The following is an 18,680-nucleotide window of genomic DNA, read 5'->3' on the forward strand; positions in this document are numbered from 1 at the left end:
GGTCACAGCGGGAGGAAGAGCCCGGAGTCGGCCCGGTGCGCGAGCACCAGCCCGGTGTGGACCTCGTAGAACCAGCCGTGCAGCCGGACCCGGCCGTCGAGCAGCCGCCCCGCGATGCCCGGATAGCCGCGCAACTGGTCCAGCTGGGCGAGGACGTGGCGTTGCACCGGACCGGCCACGGTCGGGTCGAAGACGTCCGTCCCGTCGGCCAGCAGCGTGCCGCGGTCGGCGTTGCGCAGCCAGGACCGGACGGCGGGCGTCACGCTGAGGTCCTCGCCGCGGACCACCGCGCCGACCGCCCCGCAGTGCGAGTGGCCGCACACCACGACGTCCCGCACGCCGAGGACTTCGACGGCGTACTCGATGGTGGCGGTCTCGCCGGCGGCGCTGTCGGCGCGGTAGGGCGGGACGATGTTGCCGGCGGTGCGCAGTTCGAACAGGTCGCCGGGGTCGGCCCCGGTGATCAGGGCGGGCACCACCCGCGAGTCCGAGCAGGTGATGAAGAGCGCTTGCGGCGACTGGCCGGTGGCGAGGCCGTCGAGTTCGCGGCCGGACCGGCCGGCGCGCTGCGGGAAGGCACGGGCGCGGTCGATCAGCGGTTCCATGGGAGGGGGTGCCTCCTTCTGCCTCCTCGCCGTGGACGGCGGGGGCGGGCGGTCGGATCGGGGCAGTGGTCGTCGGCACAGGCGCCGGGCCCCGGACCGGCCGCCGGGCGCGGCAGGTCCGCGCGCCGATGACCGTCGGTGACCTTCCGGTGACCTGATGCTTCGTCAAGCGTCAGTAAAGCATGGGTATCCGAAAGGCAAAAGCCGTGCCTGGGAGGAACCTGTGCCGGTCCGGTTAACATCTTGTTACCGCACCGTGCTGGCGCTCGAACGGAAGAGAGCGTGTTCCGGAACGGATCGAAATCCCGTCCGGAGCCCCGCCCTTGGGGGCGGCGCACGCCGGACGGCACCGGTGGACGGCACCGGTGGACGGCACCGGCGGAGGTCGCCCCGGCAACGAGCCGAAGGCGCCGGATCGTCGCGGAGCAGGTCCCGGTGGTTCGGTCAACTTCGGTCATGACATGACCAATACGAAAAAATGCCCCCTCGGGTGCTCTCCGCACGACCTAGCGTGATCGGCAGTGCGGGTTGACGAACCGTCAGCCTGCCTGGCGACCTGAGGTGGAGAACCTGTGCTGAGAAGCCCGCGTCCGCCCGTTCCGATCCGCCCGCTGCGCGCCGCCACGGCCGCCGCACTCACCGCCGCACTCCTCCTGCTCGGCCTGGGGAACACCGCCCCCGGCGCCGCCGCCGCGACCACGGACGGCACGCCCGCCGCCGGCGCCGCGTCCACGCTGGTCAAGAGCGTCCAGAACGTCACCCACCCCGGGGCGGTCCCGGTCGACCACGGCGACACCGTCAACTGGACCATCGGCTACCAGAACGCGGCACCCGGCGACGCCGCCGCTCCCGCCACCGTCACCGACCCGGTCACCGGCGCCGGGAGCGCCCAGACCTACCAGCCCGGCTCCCTGCGCGTCCCGCCCGGCTGGACGCCCTCCTGGTCCGCCGACGGCACCGACTGGACGACGACCGACCCGGGCGCGGCCACCGTCGCAGTCCGTGCCCAGAACCCCGCCGCGCGCAGCGGCGGCACCGCCCTCTCCGCGCCGCTGCTCGCCCCCGTCCGGCCGACGGCGCAGTCCACCGGCGGCGACGGATTCACGCCGATCCTCCACCGGACGGCCTCCGGGGAGGTCGAGTCGTGGAACATCTACCACCACGCCGGCCCCACCGCCCGGCAGGTCGTCTGCAGCAGCCTGTCGACCGGCCTGCCGTGCACCGGCGGCCCGTGGCCGCGCCCGCTGAACACCGCCGTGGGCCCGCTCGGCACGGGCAACACCGGCGACATCGGCAGCCCCCTGACACCGCAGTACGTGCTCGACCCCGAGCGACCCGGCCTGGTGTACTACCCGGCCGTCACCGCGGGCGCCGTCGGCGTGGGATGCCTGGACCTCGACGCCCGGGCCAACTGCGGCTTCGTCGCCCTGCAGAGCACCGGCGGCACGCCCAGCAGCGCCAACAGCCTGGCCGGCCTGGTCGCCGCCGGCGGCAGCCTCTACGGCGTCGCCACCACCGGGCAGGTCCTCTGCCTCTCGCTCGCCCACCGCACCCCGTGCGCCGGGCAACCGTACGCGCCGGTCGTCGCCCCCAACCACGACCTGCCCAGCACGCCCACGGCCCTCTACCTCGGCGCGCTGACCGTCGTCGGGGACAGGATCTTCGCGTCCTCCTCCCCGCAGAGCGGCGGCTCCACGGCCTCCGGCCCGCCCGTACTGGGCTGCTTCGACACCACCACCCGGGCCGTCTGTGCGGGCTGGGACTCCGCGCACCCGGCCGGCCCCAACGCCGGCTACTACACCTACAACGCCTACACCGCCTACGACACCGCCGGCCGGCCCGACGGCGTCTGCACCACCACCGTCGGCGGCTCGGCCCTGCTGACCACCTGCTACGGCCTCGACGGCTCGCCGCGCACCGCGCCGGCCACGCTGTCGACGCTGGGCGGCGGCGTGCTGACCTTCAACCCCGAGACGGTCGGCTCGGACGGCGTGACCCGCAGCTGGTTCCCGGTCTGGGGCGGCGGCGTGCCGGGCGCGACCGTCTGCCACGACTGGACGCACGACGCGCCGTGCGCCGGCTTCCCGACCCCCGCGCTCCACCCCGGCGTCAACGGCGGCAACACCCGTGACTACGGCTACGCCTACGACGCCACCACCCGCTGCCTGATCGGTCTGGGCGACGCCGGCGTCCTGTTCTCCCTCGACCCCGCCAACGGCACCTCCCCCTGCGTGCACAGCGGCGCGGCCGTCACGCTCAGGCCCGCCGACTTCTACTGCGACGGCGGCCCCGGCCACGTACAGGCGTACACCCGGGCCCGGCTGACCGACATCGACCTCTCCCATGTCGACCTGGCGGCCTCCCGCGTGATCGTCGGCGACCCGGACGGCACCGTCGTGGCGACCCCGGCCCTCACCGGGTCCGGCACGGTCGACCTGTCCGACATCCCGGTGGCGGCGCACCCCGCGATCACCGTCACCGTGCAACTGGTGCTGACCGCGGCCGGCGACTTCACCGCCGACAACCACCCGGCCCTGGTGGTCGAGTACCAGGGCGACGCGCCACAGATCTGCTTCCGCACCACGGTCACGCCCGACTGCGCGACCACGGCCCTGTCCAACACCGCGAGCGGCACCGACGCGACCGGGTCCCTCACCTCCAACACGGTCACCACCGCCGTCGCGCCCGGCCCCGGCTGCCGGCCGCAGGTGAGCGTCCAGAAGGAGATCTGCGCGTCCGGCCACCCGCGCGACTGCGGGCCGGACGGCCCGGGCCCCTGGGTCAAGAGCAGCCCGGTGGGCCTGCTGAGCCTGCTCGGCACCGCCTACTGGCGGATCACCGTGACCAACGCGGGGCCGGTGGACGCCGTGTCGGTGACCGTCAACGACGCCGTGACCCCGGGGTGCCGAACGGCCGCCGGCACCTTCACCCTGGCCGCCGGGAGCAGCCGGCGGATCCACTGCGACTCCTTCCTGCTGGCGCTGCCGCTGAAGAACACCGCGAGTGCGAGCTTCGTCCCCGCGAACTCGCCCGCCGGCACCGCCCCGACCACGACCGCACCGTCCTCCGCGGTGGCCTGCTCCCTGCTCTGCATCCTGGCGGCGCCCGGCCGCGAGTGATCCGGACCGGCCCCCGGGGATGACCTCCCCGGGGGCCGGTCGCGGTCCCCCGCGAGGGGCCGGTGGCCCGGACCGTCGAGATCCGGGCCACCGGCCCCTTCCGGCTGAGCCGCACCTCGGCCCGGCCGGCCCAGGCCTGTCCTAAGGAGCCGACCGCTGCGCGCGGGCCAGCGACTCCCGGCTCAGCCCGCGGTGGCTGACGTACCCGGACAGCGCGAGGGTGAGATCGAGTTCGGCCAGCAGGCAGCGCAGGACGTGGTCGACGCCCTCCTGTCCGGCCAGGGCCAGGCCGTAGAGCACCGGGCGGCCGAGCAGGACGGCCCGGGCGCCGAGGGCCAGGGCCTTGACCGTGTCGGCGCCGTTGCGCACACCCGAGTCGAAGAGCACGGCGATCCGGTCGCCGACCGCGTCCGCGACGGCCGGGAGGGCGTCCAGCGCGCCGATCGCGCCGTCCACCTGCCGCCCGCCGTGGTTGGACACCACCACGCCGTCCATCCCGTGGTCGGCGGCGAGCCGGGCGTCCTCGACGGCGTTGATGCCCTTGAGCAGGATCGGCCCGTCCCAGTGCTCCCGGAGGAAGGGCAGGTCGGCCCAGCTCAGGCCGGGGTTGGGGAACATCTTCGCCCAGTGCAGCGCGGCGGCCCCCGGGTCCTCCTCGACCGGCTTGTCGAGCTTGGCGAGGAACGCCGGGTCGGTGAGGTAGTTGGCGATGCCGACGTTGCGCAGGAAGGGCAGGAACCCGCGGTTCAGGTCGGCGGGCCGCCAGCCGAGCATGGGCGTGTCGAGGGTGAGCACCAGGGTCGAGAAACCGGTGACCTTGGCGCGCTCCAGGAAGCTCAGGCAGACGTCGCGGTCGGTCGGCCAGTAGAGCTGGTACCAGCGCGGGGCGTCCCCGCCGGCCTCGGCGATCTGCTCGAAGGAGTGCGCGGCCTGGGTGGAGTGGATGTAGGGCACGCCCAGCGCGGCCGCCGCGCGGACGGTCGCCCGCTCGCCGTCGGGGTGGGCCAGGGTCTGCACCCCCATCGGGGCGATCAGCAGCGGCGCCGGCATCGAGGTGCCGAGGACTTCGCAGGTCAAGTCGCGCTGCGCGCCGCTGCGGAGCATCCGCGGCACGATCCGCCAGCGGTCGAAGGCCTCCCGGTTGGCCCGCGCGGTGGCCCCGCTGCCCGCGCTCGGCACCACGTAGCCGAGCGCCTCCGGCGCGAGGGCGGCGCGGGCCTGGTCCTCCAGGGCGGCCAGGTCGGTCGTCAGGTCCGGGGTCCGGTCGGCGAACATGCCGTTCAGGTAGATGCCCAGCTGGTGGTCGCCGTAGTTTCCGGGCGGGTGCGGCGCTTCCTGCGTCAAGGCTGTCTCCCGAGGCGAGTTGGCACGGCTGGTGTCCCGTGCGAGAGGTAGCCTGCAAGCGCCCACCCGGCCCGTCAAGGACCGGCGGCCGCGCCGGGCGGATCACCCGCGGCCGGCCGGATGCCCGGCGGCCGGAGCGGCGCCCCGGCCGCTGGTTCCGCTCCCCCGTCCGGGGCCGGGCGGCTGCGAGTACGGTGGGTGGGAGCGCTGCACTCGGCTAGGGAGGTGCGCGGCCGTGCCGACGATGACCTGTGAGGGCTGCGGGCGGCAGGTGCCGTGGAACCCGTTCGCCTGCTGCGGCTGGACGTGTTTCACCAGGCCCCGTGATCCGGACGAGGAGATGACCGAGGTGGCGGCGGCCGCGCCGGCGGCGTTGGCGTACTTCTTCCGGCTGCGGCGCGGTTACCGGGTGCACGGCGGCCCGCTGCCCGCTGCCTGGGCCGCCCGGTCCGGGGGCTCGTCGGCCGCCGCGCCGGCCGGGCCGGCACCGGGGAACGCCGCACCGGCTGAGGATTCCGGGGGCAAGGACGCGCGGGACAGGGACGCGCGGGCTTCCGCCGCCGGGCCGCGGGCCCCGTTCCGTCCGTCCTGGGCCGGAGCCGGGGTCGGGACCGGCACCGGGGGCGGCCGGGTGGAACCGCTGGCCATGGTGTGGCTGAGCCGCACCGGTGGGCGGGCGGAGGCGGCCCCGGCCGGTCCGGCGGCCGTGGTGCGGGCCGCCGTCTCGGAATGCCGCCGGCGGTGGGGACGGTCCCTCCGGCACCGGCCGGGGACCGGGGCCTGAGCCCGCACACCGGCGGACCTTCCGGGCCGACCTGCCCCAACCGGCCTGCCCGAGCCGGCCGGACTCGCGCCGGAAGTGATCACGGATGTCGCGGGACCCCGGTACCCGCCCGTTCCGCCGGCTCGAAGGCACCACCGTGCGTGGCATGTCCTCGGCCCGCAGCGCGTGCGTGCGATCACGACGGGACGACTCGGGGATCTTCGACCGGTGCTCCGACGGCGGCCGGTGCCGCCCGCGCCGATCGCGGTGCGCCCCGGTGGCGACCCCGACCGGCGGGCCGCCACCGGGCCGGCGACGTCGGGGCGTGCGGGCCGCTGGCCCTGCCACCGTCGGCCCGCGGCGGTCAGTCGCGGCCGGCCGCCGCCTCGGCGAGGATGCCCGGGTCCACGTCGAGAAGCTCCGGACGTCCGGCGTCCGCGCCGGCAGGACAACCGTCGGCGGCGTCGACCCCGTCCACGGCGTCCGCCCCCGAACCGGCGACCGAGCCGGCGGCGGCACCGGCGTGCGGACCGGCCGGGACGTCCGCCGCGAGGTCGCCGGGGACCTCTTCCTCACGCAGCTGCTCCAGCACGCCCTCACGATCGGAGAGCAGGACGGTCAGGATCCGCCGGGCGGAGCGCAGGAAGTCGGCGACGTCCCCGCCGGCCAGGGCGTAGAGCACCACCGTCCCCTCGCGGTGGGAGACGACTATGCCCGAGCGCCGCAGGACGGCCAGCTGCTGGGAGAGGTTGGAGGGCTCGACCCCGATGTCGGCCAGCAGCGCCCGCACCGGGAGCGGACCGCCCTGGAGCAGCTCCAGCACGCGGATCCGCACCGGGTGGCCGAGCATCCGGAAGAAGTCGGCCTTGACCTGGTAGAGCGGGGGCTGCGGCATCAGACCTCCAGCTCGCTCTCCACCAGCTGCAGCCGGCGACGGGCCATCGCGAGGTTCGCGCGGTTGCGGTCGAGCGCCAGGTAGAGGAACAGCCCGCTGCCGTTGCGGGAGGTCAGCGGCCGGATCAGGTGGTACTGGTTGGTGAGCGTCACCAGGATGTCCTCGATGGAGTCCTTCAGCCCCAGCATCTCCATCGTGCGGGCCTTCGCGCGGACCAGGTCGGTGTTCCCCGCGGCGGCGACGGCCAGGTCGAAGTCACGGTCGCCGCCCAGGGTGCCGAGGGCCATGCCGCTGCCCACGTCCACGAGGGCGACGCCGATCGCGCCCTCGATCATCATCGCTTCCTTCAACGCCACGTCTGTGTGTGCCATGACCGCAACGCTAGTCCTTGAACTGACTGTGCATCATGTGAATTGCAAAAGTCCGCAATTCGTGGATCCGGTGCGGTACCTTGCCCGGACGGGACCAGGGCAGCACTGATGAGCCGTCAGCGAACAACGGCATGACGCCCGGCCGGCCGGCGCAGGATGACGGGCATGGACGTGATCGACGTACTCCCCGACCTGCGCATGCTGCGCTTCCCGGTGGGCGCCGCCTACCTCTGGCGGGACGGCCGGGAACTCACCCTGGTGGACACCGGGACGGCGGACCGCGCGGCGGAGATCGAGAAGCTGCTGGACCTCCCGCTACGGCGGATCGTCCTCACCCACTGGCACGAGGACCACACCGGCTCGGCCGCCGAACTGGCCGCCCGGCACGGGGCGCAGGTGGTGGCGCACCGCCTGGAGGCCCCCGTCGTCCGGGGCCGTACGGCGGGGGCGCCGCCGGTGCTGGAGGAGTTCGAGATCCCGATCCGGGCGGCGCTGCCGCCGCTGCCGCCGGCTCCGCCGTGCCGGGTGGACCAGGAGGTGGAGGCGGGCGACGTGCTGGACTTCGGCGGCGGGGCCGTGGTGGTGGCGGCGCCCGGACACACGGACGGGTCGATCGCGCTCCATCTGCCCGGCCCCCGGCTGCTGTTCACCGGCGACGCGGTCGCCAACGTCGGACGGACCATGCTGGGCGTCTTCAACACCGACCGGGCCCGGGCCGTCGAGTCACTGCACCGGCTCGCGGAGCTGAAGGTCGAAACGGCGGTCTTCGGACACGGCGATCCGGTCGTCACCGGCGCGGCGGCCGCCCTCCGCGCCGCCGCCGCGGCCACCCGGTGACGGCGGCCGGCCGGCCCTCGCCCCACCACTCACCCCGTCCCTCGCCCTCGCCGCCCGGCCGGTGCCCGCCGGCCTGACGCGGATTCGATCACCCGCGGGCCGGCCTCGCGCGGCCGGACGCTAGGGTGCTCCGGGGCCGGGGTCGAGCAGGGGGAGGCACGGGGTGCTGACGTACACGGAGTTGAGCGGGCCGGAGCAGCGGGTGTGGGACGGCTTCGCCGCCGGCACCCTGGTGGACCTGCGCAGCGGATCCGCCGGGCCGGACGACCCGCGGGCCGGTGCCGGCTGGGGCGAGGAGCGCACCGTACGGGCCGAGGTGCTCAGGGCGCTGCTGCTCGGCGGTTCGACCGGGCGGCTGCGGCTGGCCGGGGCACTGATCACCGGGGCGCTCGACCTCGCCGACGGCAGCGTCGGATGCACCGTCACCCTGGAGGGCTGCCGGATCGAGCAGCCCGTGGTGCTGCGCGGCGCCTCGATGCGCTCCACCGGCTTCATCGGCTGCTGGATACCGGGCCTGGACGGCTGGCTGCTGCAGGTCGAGGGCAACCTCTTCTTCCAGGACTCCACGATCGAAGGCCGGTTGACCCTGACCCGCGCCCACATCACCGGCGAGCTGCGACTCAGCGGCGTCCGCCTCACCGCCCGTGAACTGCTCGGTGTCGAGGCCGCGGACGGCGCGGCGCACGCCGCCGGCACCTGGGCGCTCTGGGCCGGCGGGCTGGTCCTGGACGGCGGCTGCTTCGCCCGCCACGGCTTCACCGCACGCGGCGGACTGCGGCTGGTCGGGGCCCAGTTCAACGGCGGGCTGTTCATGGAGCACGCCACCATCGACAACCCGGGCGCGGACGCGATCAGCGGCGAGGACCTCAGTGCCTCCACGATGCTGCTCAGCGACGGATTCACCGCGAACGGCGCGATCCGGCTGCCCGGGGCGAGCGTCCGCAGCCGGCTCTCCCTGGACGGCGCCCGGCTCACCGGCGGGCCGGTCTCCCTCGATGCCACCCGGCTGCGCGTCGGCGATCTCCAACTCACCACCGCCACACGGCCTGTGGGCGCCGTGGACCTGCGCGAGGCGCAGGCCGCCGTGCTGCACGACAACGAGCACAGCTGGCCCGCCGACACCCGTCTCGACGGGTTCGTCTACGGCTCCCTCCAGCTGCCACCCGACGGCCCCGGCGCGGACGGCGTGGCCGCCCGCCTCGCCTGGCTCGACGCCCTGGCGGGCTACGCGCCCCAGCCGTACGAGCAGCTCGCCTCCTGGTACCGGAAGATCGGCCATGACGACGACGCCCGCCGGGTGCTGCTCGCCAAGCAGCGCCGGCGCCGTCGCACCCTGACCCCGCTGGGCCGGGCGTGGGGACTCCTGCTGGACGTCACCGTCGGCTACGGGTACCGCCCCTGGCAGGCGGGCCTGTGGCTGCTCGGCCTGGTGGCGGTGGGCACGGCGGTGTTCGGGCGCGGCACCGCCTCCCCGGTCCAGCCCGGCCAGGGCGCGCCCTTCAACCCGTTCGTCTACACCCTGGACCTGCTGGTCCCGATCGGCGGGTTCGGCCAGCGCACCGCCTGGTACTGGACCGGCTACCACCAGTGGCTCGGCTACGGCCTGATCGCCGCCGGCTGGCTGCTCACCACCGCCGTCCTGGCGGGCATCACCCGCTCGCTCAACCGGGCCTGACCGGGCGCGGCGCAGGCGTCGGGACGGACGCGCGGCGACGGGGCGGCCCCCTGGCCCGCCCCGCGCGCCACCGCACGCGCTGCCTCGGACGGTTCCCCGGACGATTCCTGGGGCCGTCCCGCCGACCTGGCCGTTCAGCGCTCCCGGCGGCCACGCGTCGCGGCCGGCCGCGGCGGCCCCCGGCGGCCCCCGGGTCAGGACCCGGGCAACGCCGCGATCGTGGCCGCTGTTGTTGAGACGTTAAGCAACCGTTGGTGCCGAAAGTTAGTTTACGGTCCGTCGGTAGAAATCCGCTGCGCGATATCCATGGGGGTTGATCATCGCGATGAGTACGACCGTGACCCGGAGGGCCGGGTGTCCGCAGGAGCTCCCGGGCGGTGACGCCGCCGAGAGGTGGCGGTACGGCATCCTGGGCGCGCTGGAGGTGCACCACGGGAGCCGGCCGGCCGCGGTGGAGCGCCCGCGCCACCGCGCCGTCCTCACCTGGCTGCTGCTGCACGCCGACCGGCCGGTGACCACCGAGCAACTCGTGGACGCCGTCTGGGGGGAGAACCCGGTGGCCACCGCGCGGGGCCGGGTCCACGCCGCGGTCTCCGAGCTGCGGAAGACCCTCCGCACCGGCGGTGCCCAACCGCTGGTCTCCCGTAACGGCGGCTACTGCCTGCTCACCGAGGAGGCCGACGTCGACGTCGTACGGTTCCGGCAGGGCCTGGACGCAGCGCGCCGGCTGTCCTGCGGCGGTGACCCGGCCGGCGCCGCGTCGGCGCTGCGCGAGGGACTGGGCCTGTGGCGGGGGACGGCGCTCGCCGGGCTGGAGGCCCCGTTCGCCGAGGCCGCCCGCGCGCATCTGGAGGAAGAGCGCTTCGCCGCCCAGGAGTTGCTCGCCGACCTGGAGTTGTCCCTGGGACGCCATCAGGAGCTGGTGCCCGAGCTGGGTGCGGTGCTCGACCGCTACCCGACCCGGGAGGGGATCGCCGAACGTCTGGTCCTGGCGCTCTACCGCAGCGGGCGGCAGACCGACGCGCTGGCGGTGATCCGCCGGGTGCGCCTGCGGCTCGGCGAGGAGTACGGCCTCGATCCCGGCCGGTCCATCGGCGACCTGGAGAGCGCCGTCCTGCGGGGCGACCGGGCCCTCCTCGGTGTCCCCGGTCCGGGGACACGGGAGCCGGCCGGCGTCCTACCGGGTGCCCTCGCCGGACCGCCGGAGCGGCAGCCCGCCGAGCCCTCGTCCGGCAGCGGCCCGGCGCAGGCCCCGGCCGGGGATCTCGACCCGTCCTCGGCGCCCGACCCGTCGCCCGACCCGGTCGCCCTCGCGTTCCGCCCCGCCCAACTCCCGCCGACGGTGGCCGATTTCGCCGGGCGTTGCACCGAACTGCGGGAGTTGCGGGACCTGCTGCGGCACGCCGCGGACCAGCCGGGCGAATGCGGCCTGCGGGTCTGCGCGGTCACCGGGCCGGGCGGGATCGGCAAGACCGCGCTGGCCCTGCACGCGGCCCACCGGGCCGCCGCGCACTTCCCGGACGGGCAGCTCCACGCCGACCTGCGCGGCGGCGACCGCGTGCCCGCGGCGCCCACCGAGGTACTGGCCGCCTTCCTGCGGGCCCTCGGCGTGCCCGCCGGCGCCGTCCCCGCGGAGGAGGAGGCCCGCGCCGCCCTCTACCGGAGCGTGCTCGCACGCCGGCGCGTGCTGGTGGTGCTGGACGACGCCCGGGACGTCACCCAGATCCGCCCGCTGCTGCCCGGCTCCGGCCGGTGCGCGGTGGTGGTCACCGGTCGCGGCAAGCTCGCCGGCCTGGTCGGCGCCCACCGGCTGGACCTCGAACGGCTGGACGACACCGAGGCCCACGCCCTGTTCGCCGGTATCGTCGGCCGGCGCCGGGCCGGCGCCGAGCCCGAGGCCACCGCCGAGGTCCTCGCCGCCTGCGCGGGCCTGCCGCTGGCCCTGCGCATCGCCGCCGCCCGCCTCACCGTGCGGCGCCACTGGACGGTGGCCGCCCTGGCGGCCCGGCTCGGCGACCGCAGCAGGACGCTCGACGAGCTGCACGTCGACGACCTCGCCGTCCGCACCTGCTTCGCGACGAGCTACCGCCGACTGCCCGCGCCGGACGGATCCGGGCGGACCCCCGACCCGGCGCGGGCGTTCCGGCTGCTGGGCATCGCACCCGGCTCCGTGATCAGCCAGGCCGCCGCGGCGGCCCTGTTCGACCTGTCCCCCGCCCGGACCGAGGCCGTCCTGGAACAGCTCGTGGACGCCGGCCTGCTGGAGTCGCCCGCCCCGGGCCACTACCGGCTGCACGACCTGCTGCGGCTCTTCGCCGCGGAGCGGGCCACCGCCGAGGAGTCGCAGGCCGGCCGGCAGGCGGCAATCGGACGGGTCACCGACTGGCACCTGAGCAGTCTCGTCGAAGCCGACGCCCTGCCCTTCCCCGGCCGTCCGCGCACGGCTGCGCCGGCCGTCCCCCTCACCGCCTACCGGGAGGACCGGCTGGTCGCCGACGGGGGCGCGGGCCTGCGGGCCGCCGGCTGACCGGCGGGCAGCCGAGGAGGGCGGGCGCGAGCGGGCGGGGCCGCGAAACGGGCGGGAAGGATCCGCGAAGAAGGCGGGAAGAGCACGGGAGGCAGGCGGGAAGCGGCCGCTGCGAGAGTGGGGGTGCAGCGGGCGGGGACGTGCTGCCGACGAGCTTCCCCGCACCGCGGCCGGGCCCGCCCTGCCCTCGACTGCCCTCCGCCTCGGACCGGTTGACCGCGGACGCGACAGGTCCGCCCGCGGGCCGAGGCTCCACCGACCACCACCGACCGGCACGACGGACGCCGCTGCTCCGCGTGCGCCCGTCGTCGCCAACGAAAGAGAACTCCCTGATGCGCAAGAAGCTCGCCGTCCTGGGCGCCGCCGCCCTCCTCGCCGGCGTCGGCCTCAGCACCGCACCCGCCGCCTCGGCCGCCACCGCCTCCCAGTACTGCGGCAAGGGGTACACCACGAGCGAGCCCCAGCTGAGCTACGGCGACAGCGGCCCCGCGGTGATGGCGCTGCAGTGCCAGCTGAACGAGGACATGGCCAACACGCACCTCACCGTGGACGGCGTCTTCGGCGGGCTGACCTACAACGCCGTCGTCAAGTTCCAGGGCTGCAACGGCCTCCAGCGGGACGGGATCGTGGGCCCGAAGACCTGGGGCCAGCTCGACGCGTGGAGCTACCTCCCCGGCGAGGCGAAGCTCAACTGCTGACCGCCCCGCCCCTCGACGGGAGCGGCACCGCGGTACCCCGGGTGTTCACCCGGAACGACAGACCTCGCAGAGAGAAGAAGCACCCATGAGCAGCAGGAAGGGCGTCAGGACCGGCGCCACGACGACACTTCTCGCCGTCGCCCTCGCCGTCACCGGCGTTCTGACCACCGGCCCGAGCGCCCAGGCGGCCGTCGGCCAGGGATACGTCAACGGCTTCGACGCCGTGGGCGACGACTGGAACGACGAAGGCGTGCTGTCCGTCACCCAGCACTCCCACAGCGGCGCCGCCGGCCTGTGGCAGATGGTCCTCTACGCGGACGGCTACCTCTCCGAGTCGGGCGTGGACTGCAAGTTCGGGAACGGGACGGACAGCGCGACCCGGCAGTGGCAGTCGAACCACGGGGTGACGTCCGACGGCGCGGTCGGCGGCCAGACCTTCGGCAGGGCCGGCGGGCGGCTGTTCCTTTCCTCCGACGGGATCGTCGGATTCAGCGGTGAGGCGCGCACCGTCTACTTCGTCCGCAACACCACCAGCGGCGCCTACGGCTTCCGTGGCCCGCTGCGGGGCTTCACCCAGGCCGACTACGCCTACCCGGACGGGTGCTGAGCTCCCCGCTCGTCCCGGTCCGGCCCGTTCACCGGGCCCGGACCGCCCGCACCATCAACCATCGGACCAGGAGAAGAGACATGGGTAGGAACCTCCGGCGCCGGGCCTCGGCGGTGGCCGGCGCGGCCGCACTGGCCGCCGCACTGTCGACGGGCGCGGCACACGCCTCGTCGAGCGCGGGCTACATCGGCGACGGCTACGCCAACGGTTCGAAGGCGGTCTGGTGCGTGCAGCACCTGGCCAACGTCGTGGCCCGGCAGAACGGCCGTGCCACCGTCTCCGAGGACAGCGTCTGGGGCCCGCGGACCAAGGCCCAGGTGCAGTGGTTCCAGAGCTTCGTGGGCGTGAAAGCGGACGGCATCGTCGGGCCCTTCACCGGGGACAACCTCCTCTACCGCGGCGACTCCCACGGCGGCACCTCGGGCGACTGCTTCCCCTACATCCCCAGCGACTCCGGGCTGGGCGACTGAGCCCGGGGGCGGCCCCGGCGCGACCGGGCCGGCCCCGCCCACCCAGACCGGTGCGGCACGCACCACCGGGTGCGCGGACCCCCGCCGCGCACGGAGGCCGGCGCGCCCCCGCCGTTTCCGGGGCGCGCGCCGGTTCCGCCCCCGGCTCCACGAGCCCTGCCGGCCCGCCGCACGCCGGTCGGACGCACCCCGCTCCCGACAGACCGGAGAAGACCCATGCCCGTGACCCTTCCGCTCGCCCGGCTCCGCCGGGGCCGGCCCCGCCGCCCGGGCGCGCTGCTCACGGCCGTCGCCGCGGCCTGCTGCCTGCTCGCGGGCGGTACCGGCGCCGCGCAGGCCGCGCCCGCCGCCGTCCCGCTGACCTCCGCCTCCTGCCCGGCCCTGATGGCCCAGGGCGAGCAGGACGGCTGCGTCACCGAACTGCAGAACCTGCTGGACACCCACGGCGCCAGCATCGTGGTCGACGGGGACTTCGGCCCGACCACGGCCGTCGCGGTCAAGGGCTTCCAGTCCGCCGTGGGCCTGACCGTCGACGGTCAGGTCGGCGCCGCCACCAAGAGCGCCCTGTACGCCACGCCGACCGCCGCCGTCCGGCTCACCTCGCCGCACTGCGCCGTGGTGGTCCGCCAGGGCGAACGGGACGGCTGCGTCACCGAACTGCAGCGCCGGCTGAACGGCCGCGGCGCCGCGCTGACCGTCGACGGGGACTTCGGCCCCGCCACCCTCACGGCCGTCAAGAACTTCCAGTCCGCGAACGGCCTGGGCCCGGACGGCCTGGTCGGCCCCGCGACCAAGGCCAAGCTCTACGGCGAGCCGGTGCCGCCGGCCCCCGCCGACCAGGGTTCCGGCCGCTACGCCGCGGTGGTCAGCTATGCCGAGGCCGCCCTCGACGCCTACCTGCCCTATGTCTGGGGCGGCGGCCACGACGGCCCGACCGGTCCTTCGATCGGCACCTGCGACGGCTACACCGGTGTCGTCACACCTTGCCCGGCCGACCGCACGGTGGGCCTGGACTGCTCCGGCCTGACCCGCTGGGTGTACTGGCAGGCCGGCGTCGGCGACATCGGCCAGATCACCGACAACCAGATCGCCAACCCCCGGTTCCACCCGGTCGCGCAAGGCGCCGCCGTCCCCGGCGACCTGGTGTTCTTCGGTGCGAGCACCGCTGACCCGGCGCACGTCGGCATCTACACCGGCGCGCCCGGCGGCGTGCCGACGATGATCAACGCGCCCGCCACCGGGAAGTTCGTGGCCTCCGAGCCGGTCTCGGCCCACTCGTCGCTGATCGGCTACTACCACTACAGCTGAGCCCGGGGCCCGCCCACGGGCACCGGTCTCCGAGGCCGCAGGGCATCGCCCCTGCCGCCGACACCCCCTGACGGCCCGACGGCGTCCCGGCGGCACATCGAGAGCCCGGGACACCGCCGACCGACCCTTCCATCACCTTGTCGACAAAGGGAGTTCTCCGCATGTCACGCGTCACCCGTTCCGCCCGCTCGCTCGCCGTCCTGGGCCTCGTCACCCTCACCGGCACCCTCGTCGTCGCCTCCCCCGCACAGGCCGACACCTCCCGCTCCGCCTGCTTCAACGCGGTCGGCACCCGCACCTCGCCGAACGGCGTCTGGACCATACCGAACGTGTACCTCCGCCAGGGCTCGACCGGCATCTGCGTCAAGGAGCTCCAGGAGGACCTGGGCGCCTTCGGCCTGACCGACTACGAGTGGGGCAACGGCGACTTCGTCGACGGCAAGTTCGGCCCCCGCACCGACTCCGCGCTGCGCCGCATCCAGGCCGACTACAACCTGTCCGCCGACGGCGTCGCCGGCCCGCTCACCTGGCAGCTGCTCATCTCCCACACCACCGACTGATCCCGCCCGGCGGCCGGCTCCCGCTGCCGCCACGCCCCGACACCCGCACCTCCCGAACGAAGAAGAGCACACCGATGCGCAAGAAGTCCGCCGCCCTCGGCGCCGTCGCCGCCCTGTTCACCGCCCTGGCCTTCGCGAGCGCCGCCCCGGCGTCCGCCGCGACCAGCCCGATGAACTGCGGCTACTGGTCCACCCAGGAGCCCGAGCTGAGCTTCGGCGACAGCGGGGCCCCGGTCCAGGCCCTGCAGTGCGAGCTGAACTCCGCGATGGCGAACACCGGCCTGTCGGTGGACGGCAAGTTCGGCGGGCTGACCTACAACGCCGTGGTCAAGTTCCAGGGCTGCGCCCACCTCGACAAGGACGGCATCGTCGGCCCGAAGACCTGGGCCGCGCTGGACCACTGGAGCAACTACGGCGGCTACATCCCCTGCTGACCGTCCGCCGCCCCGCCCGGACCGGTCGACGCCACGGCCACGCCCCGGGCGGGACAGCCTCGTCCCCGCAGTCGTCCGACAGAAGTGGATTCCCTCATGCGTCACAAGATCGCCGCGGTCGCCCTCGCCGCCCTGCTCGGCGGCGCCGGGCTCGCCGTCGCCCCGACCGCCTCCGCCGCCTCCTCGGGGTACTGCAGCTGGACGTACACCAGCAGCGAGCCCCAGCTGAGCTACGGCGACAGCGGCCTCGCGGTCAAGGCCCTCCAGTGCCAGCTCAACGCGGACATGCGCGACACCCACCTCGTGGTGGACGGCAAGTTCGGCGGGCTGACCTACAACGCCGTGGTCAAGTTCCAGGGCTGCGCCCACCTCGACAAGGACGGCATCGTCGGCCCGAACACCTGGCGCGAGCTGAACGCCCACATCACGGACACCAGCTCGGACTACGTCTGCTGACCGGGCGGTGATTCCGCAGGCAGCACCGCCCGGACTCGGGCAGCGGCCCCCCGGGTGCCGCTGCGGAGCCGGCCGAACCACGTGAAGACAGCTACCGGAGGAACAGCATGACGATCAGGAACAGGCTCACCAAGGGGGCCTGCGCCACGGCCCTGGCCGCGGCGGCCCTCGCCGGGGCCACCACGAGTGCCTCCGCCAACAGCGCCCCCTACATCGGGGACGGCTACCCCAACAACACCCACGCCGTGTGGTGCGTGCAGAACTCCGTCAACTACGCCATCTCCCACTACGCCTTCGGCCAGTACCCCGCGATCGCCGAGGACGGCGTCTGGGGGCCCAGGACCAAGGCCGCGGTGCAGGAGTTCCAGTACCTGTTCAGCGCCAACACCACCGGCGTCATGGTGCAGGACGGCATCGTCGGGCGGATGACGGGCGAGCACCTGCTCCAGTACGGCGACCCCTACTACACCGGCGGCCCGGTGCAGCCCAGCGACGCCTACTGCACCCGGTACCTGCCGAACGGCTTCTGAGCCTGCTCCGGCGCACGCCGACGGCGTCCGGCGGAGGGCGGACGGGGAGAGAGCCGCCCCGGGCACCGCCGGCCGCCGGCCCCGACCCGACCGTCCCGACCCGACCGTCCCGACCCGACCGTCCCGACCGGCCCGGTCCCACCGCTCCGAGTGGAGCGGTGGGACCGGGCCGCCGGCCGTCCGGCGGCTCCCGGGCACGGGCGCGGGCCCGGCCGCGTCCTGCTCCCCGCCCCCAGCGCCTCCGCCCGCACGGACCGCGCGCCGCCCTCAGGTGCCGTCAGGTCCGGCGGCCGAACAGCGGGCCGAGGACGAGTTCGGCGGCGCCGACGGCGACCGCGAGCCGGCCCGCGCTGCTGACGGAGACCGGGACGGGCTGCCAGTCGGGGTCCGGGATCCGGGCCTCGATCTGCGCGGCGACGCCGGCGAGGTAGACGTCGGGGGCGGCGAGGACGGCCCGGCCGCCGAGCACCACCCGGTCGATGTCCAGCAGCCGGACGAGGTTGGCGACGCCCACGCCGAGCAGCCGGGCGGCGGCGGCGTGGTCGCCGCGGCGCAGCTCGGCGAGGCAGAGCACCTCCAGGCAGCCGTGGTTGCCGCAGTCGCAGGGCGGTCCGTCGATCTGGACGGTCTGGTGGCCGAACTCGCCGGCGTTGGTGCGGGTGCCGCGGTGGAGGGCCCCGTCGAGGAGCAGGCCCGCGCCGAGACCGCCGGCGAGGTGGACGTAGGCGAGGCCGCCGCCGGGCCGCTGCGAGGTCGGGGCCTCGGCCAGCGCGGCGGTGTTGGTGTCCTTGTCGACGACGACGGGCAGGCCGTCCAGCCGGGCGGCGAGTTCGTCGCGCAACGGGTAGCGGTCCCAGCCCGCCGCGTCGCGGGCGCCGAGCGGCGTGAACCAGTGCAGGACGCCGGCGGCGTGGTCGAGCGGTCCGCGGCAGCCGACGCCGGCGCCGAGCAGCCGGGCCCCGGGCGGCAGGTCGGCGGCGGCCCGGTCGATCCGAGCGGTGACGAGGCGGACGGCGTCGGCGGGGCCGAGGCCGCGCTCGACGGGTTCGGTGCTGACGTGGTGGTGGCGGCCCGCGAGGTCGACCAGCAGGACGGTGAGCTCGTCGCGCTCCAGGTGGACGCCGACGGCGCAGGCGGCCTCGGCGCGCAGTCGGAGCATGGTGCGGGGCTTGCCGCCGGTGGAGGCGGCCTGGCCGGCTTCGACGATCATGCCTTCGGCGAGCAGCCGGGCGGTGATCTTCCCGATGGCCTGCGGGGTGAGGCCGGTCCGGGTGGCGAGTTCGACGCGGCTGCCGCCCTGCGGGGCGCCCCGGAGCAGGCCGAGGACGAGGGCGGCGTTGTGGTCGCGCAGTCCGGCCAGGTTGGTGCCGGCCGGTCGGCTGGTGCCGGCCTGGCCGGGGGGCGGCGTCGTCATGGGCTCATTCTGCCTGGGCCCGGGCGTCCGGGCTTGCACTTAGGAAACAGTGTTGTTTAACTGGATC

At 75.1% G+C, this 18,680-nt stretch carries 16 protein-coding genes and 1 pseudogene; 12 read left to right on the forward strand and 5 right to left on the reverse strand.

Annotated features, from left to right (window positions below; genetic code table 11):
* Positions 1 to 2: 2 nt before the first annotated feature.
* Positions 3 to 605: a carbonic anhydrase gene (locus J2S46_RS01185; protein WP_191291873.1), complete on the reverse strand. Its 603-nt coding sequence runs from the start codon at positions 603 to 605 to the stop codon at positions 3 to 5.
* A 572-nt stretch (positions 606 to 1,177) separates the two neighbouring features.
* On the opposite strand from J2S46_RS01185, the gene J2S46_RS01190 reads away from it, so the two are divergent.
* The gene (locus tag J2S46_RS01190; protein ID WP_229912994.1) at positions 1,178 to 3,724 is read left to right on the forward strand and encodes a DUF7617 domain-containing protein; all 2,547 of its coding nucleotides are present in this window, start codon (positions 1,178 to 1,180) and stop codon (positions 3,722 to 3,724) included.
* Between the two features lie 141 nt (positions 3,725 to 3,865).
* Here the strand turns inward: J2S46_RS01190 and J2S46_RS01195 are convergent, their stop codons facing one another.
* The 3 genes and pseudogenes from J2S46_RS01195 to J2S46_RS01205 form a co-directional block, all read right to left on the reverse strand.
* Complete coding sequence (locus J2S46_RS01195; RefSeq protein WP_191291904.1) at positions 3,866 to 4,999, reverse strand: lactate 2-monooxygenase; 1,134 nt, start codon at positions 4,997 to 4,999, stop codon at positions 3,866 to 3,868.
* Between the two features lie 1,394 nt (positions 5,000 to 6,393).
* Positions 6,394 to 6,726, reverse strand: a pseudogene (locus J2S46_RS01200) (ArsR/SmtB family transcription factor); the annotation flags it as partial.
* Positions 6,726 to 7,097, reverse strand: coding sequence for a hypothetical protein (locus tag J2S46_RS01205; RefSeq protein WP_073922553.1), 372 nt, complete (start codon positions 7,095 to 7,097; stop codon positions 6,726 to 6,728). The gene J2S46_RS01205 and the pseudogene J2S46_RS01200, both read right to left, overlap by 1 nt.
* A 165-nt stretch (positions 7,098 to 7,262) precedes the next feature.
* Here J2S46_RS01205 and J2S46_RS01210 point away from each other — a divergent pair, with 165 nt between their 5' ends.
* The 11 genes from J2S46_RS01210 to J2S46_RS01260 all read left to right on the forward strand — a co-directional run bounded on the left by J2S46_RS01210 (position 7,263) and on the right by J2S46_RS01260 (position 17,199).
* A complete protein-coding gene (locus tag J2S46_RS01210; protein WP_191291871.1) occupies positions 7,263 to 7,934 on the forward strand; it encodes an MBL fold metallo-hydrolase in 672 nt (223 codons plus the stop codon).
* A gap of 163 nt (positions 7,935 to 8,097) precedes the next feature.
* Positions 8,098 to 9,609: an oxidoreductase gene (locus tag J2S46_RS01215; RefSeq protein WP_191291870.1), complete on the forward strand. Its 1,512-nt coding sequence runs from the start codon at positions 8,098 to 8,100 to the stop codon at positions 9,607 to 9,609.
* A gap of 325 nt (positions 9,610 to 9,934) precedes the next feature.
* Positions 9,935 to 12,136 (forward strand): AfsR/SARP family transcriptional regulator, encoded by a 2,202-nt coding sequence (locus J2S46_RS01220; protein ID WP_191291869.1) that lies wholly within the window; start codon positions 9,935 to 9,937, stop codon positions 12,134 to 12,136.
* A 332-nt stretch (positions 12,137 to 12,468) separates the two neighbouring features.
* Positions 12,469 to 12,834 (forward strand): peptidoglycan-binding domain-containing protein, encoded by a 366-nt coding sequence (locus tag J2S46_RS01225; protein ID WP_191291868.1) that lies wholly within the window; start codon positions 12,469 to 12,471, stop codon positions 12,832 to 12,834.
* Positions 12,835 to 12,919: 85 nt separating this feature from the next.
* A complete protein-coding gene (locus J2S46_RS01230; protein ID WP_191291867.1) occupies positions 12,920 to 13,441 on the forward strand; it encodes a peptidoglycan-binding protein in 522 nt (173 codons plus the stop codon).
* Positions 13,442 to 13,521: 80 nt separating this feature from the next.
* Complete coding sequence (locus J2S46_RS01235) at positions 13,522 to 13,911, forward strand: peptidoglycan-binding domain-containing protein (RefSeq protein ID WP_191291866.1); 390 nt, start codon at positions 13,522 to 13,524, stop codon at positions 13,909 to 13,911.
* Between the two features lie 216 nt (positions 13,912 to 14,127).
* Positions 14,128 to 15,219 (forward strand): C40 family peptidase, encoded by a 1,092-nt coding sequence (locus tag J2S46_RS01240; protein WP_307348273.1) that lies wholly within the window; start codon positions 14,128 to 14,130, stop codon positions 15,217 to 15,219.
* A gap of 161 nt (positions 15,220 to 15,380) precedes the next feature.
* The gene (locus J2S46_RS01245) at positions 15,381 to 15,779 is read left to right on the forward strand and encodes a peptidoglycan-binding domain-containing protein (protein WP_073922545.1); all 399 of its coding nucleotides are present in this window, start codon (positions 15,381 to 15,383) and stop codon (positions 15,777 to 15,779) included.
* 74 nt (positions 15,780 to 15,853) lie between these two features.
* Positions 15,854 to 16,213, forward strand: a complete 360-nt coding sequence (locus tag J2S46_RS01250) for a peptidoglycan-binding domain-containing protein (protein ID WP_191291865.1) — start codon at positions 15,854 to 15,856, stop codon at positions 16,211 to 16,213.
* Positions 16,214 to 16,309: 96 nt separating this feature from the next.
* Positions 16,310 to 16,669, forward strand: a complete 360-nt coding sequence (locus J2S46_RS01255) for a peptidoglycan-binding domain-containing protein (RefSeq protein WP_073922543.1) — start codon at positions 16,310 to 16,312, stop codon at positions 16,667 to 16,669.
* A gap of 107 nt (positions 16,670 to 16,776) precedes the next feature.
* Positions 16,777 to 17,199, forward strand: a complete 423-nt coding sequence (locus J2S46_RS01260) for a peptidoglycan-binding domain-containing protein (RefSeq protein ID WP_191291864.1) — start codon at positions 16,777 to 16,779, stop codon at positions 17,197 to 17,199.
* Positions 17,200 to 17,476: 277 nt separating this feature from the next.
* Here J2S46_RS01260 and J2S46_RS01265 read toward each other — a convergent pair whose 3' ends face one another.
* Positions 17,477 to 18,613, reverse strand: a complete 1,137-nt coding sequence (locus J2S46_RS01265; RefSeq protein ID WP_191291863.1) for an ROK family protein — start codon at positions 18,611 to 18,613, stop codon at positions 17,477 to 17,479.
* Positions 18,614 to 18,680 lie beyond the last annotated feature (67 nt).

Source organism: Kitasatospora herbaricolor (assembly GCF_030813695.1).
Lineage (GTDB): Bacteria > Actinomycetota > Actinomycetes > Streptomycetales > Streptomycetaceae > Kitasatospora > Kitasatospora herbaricolor.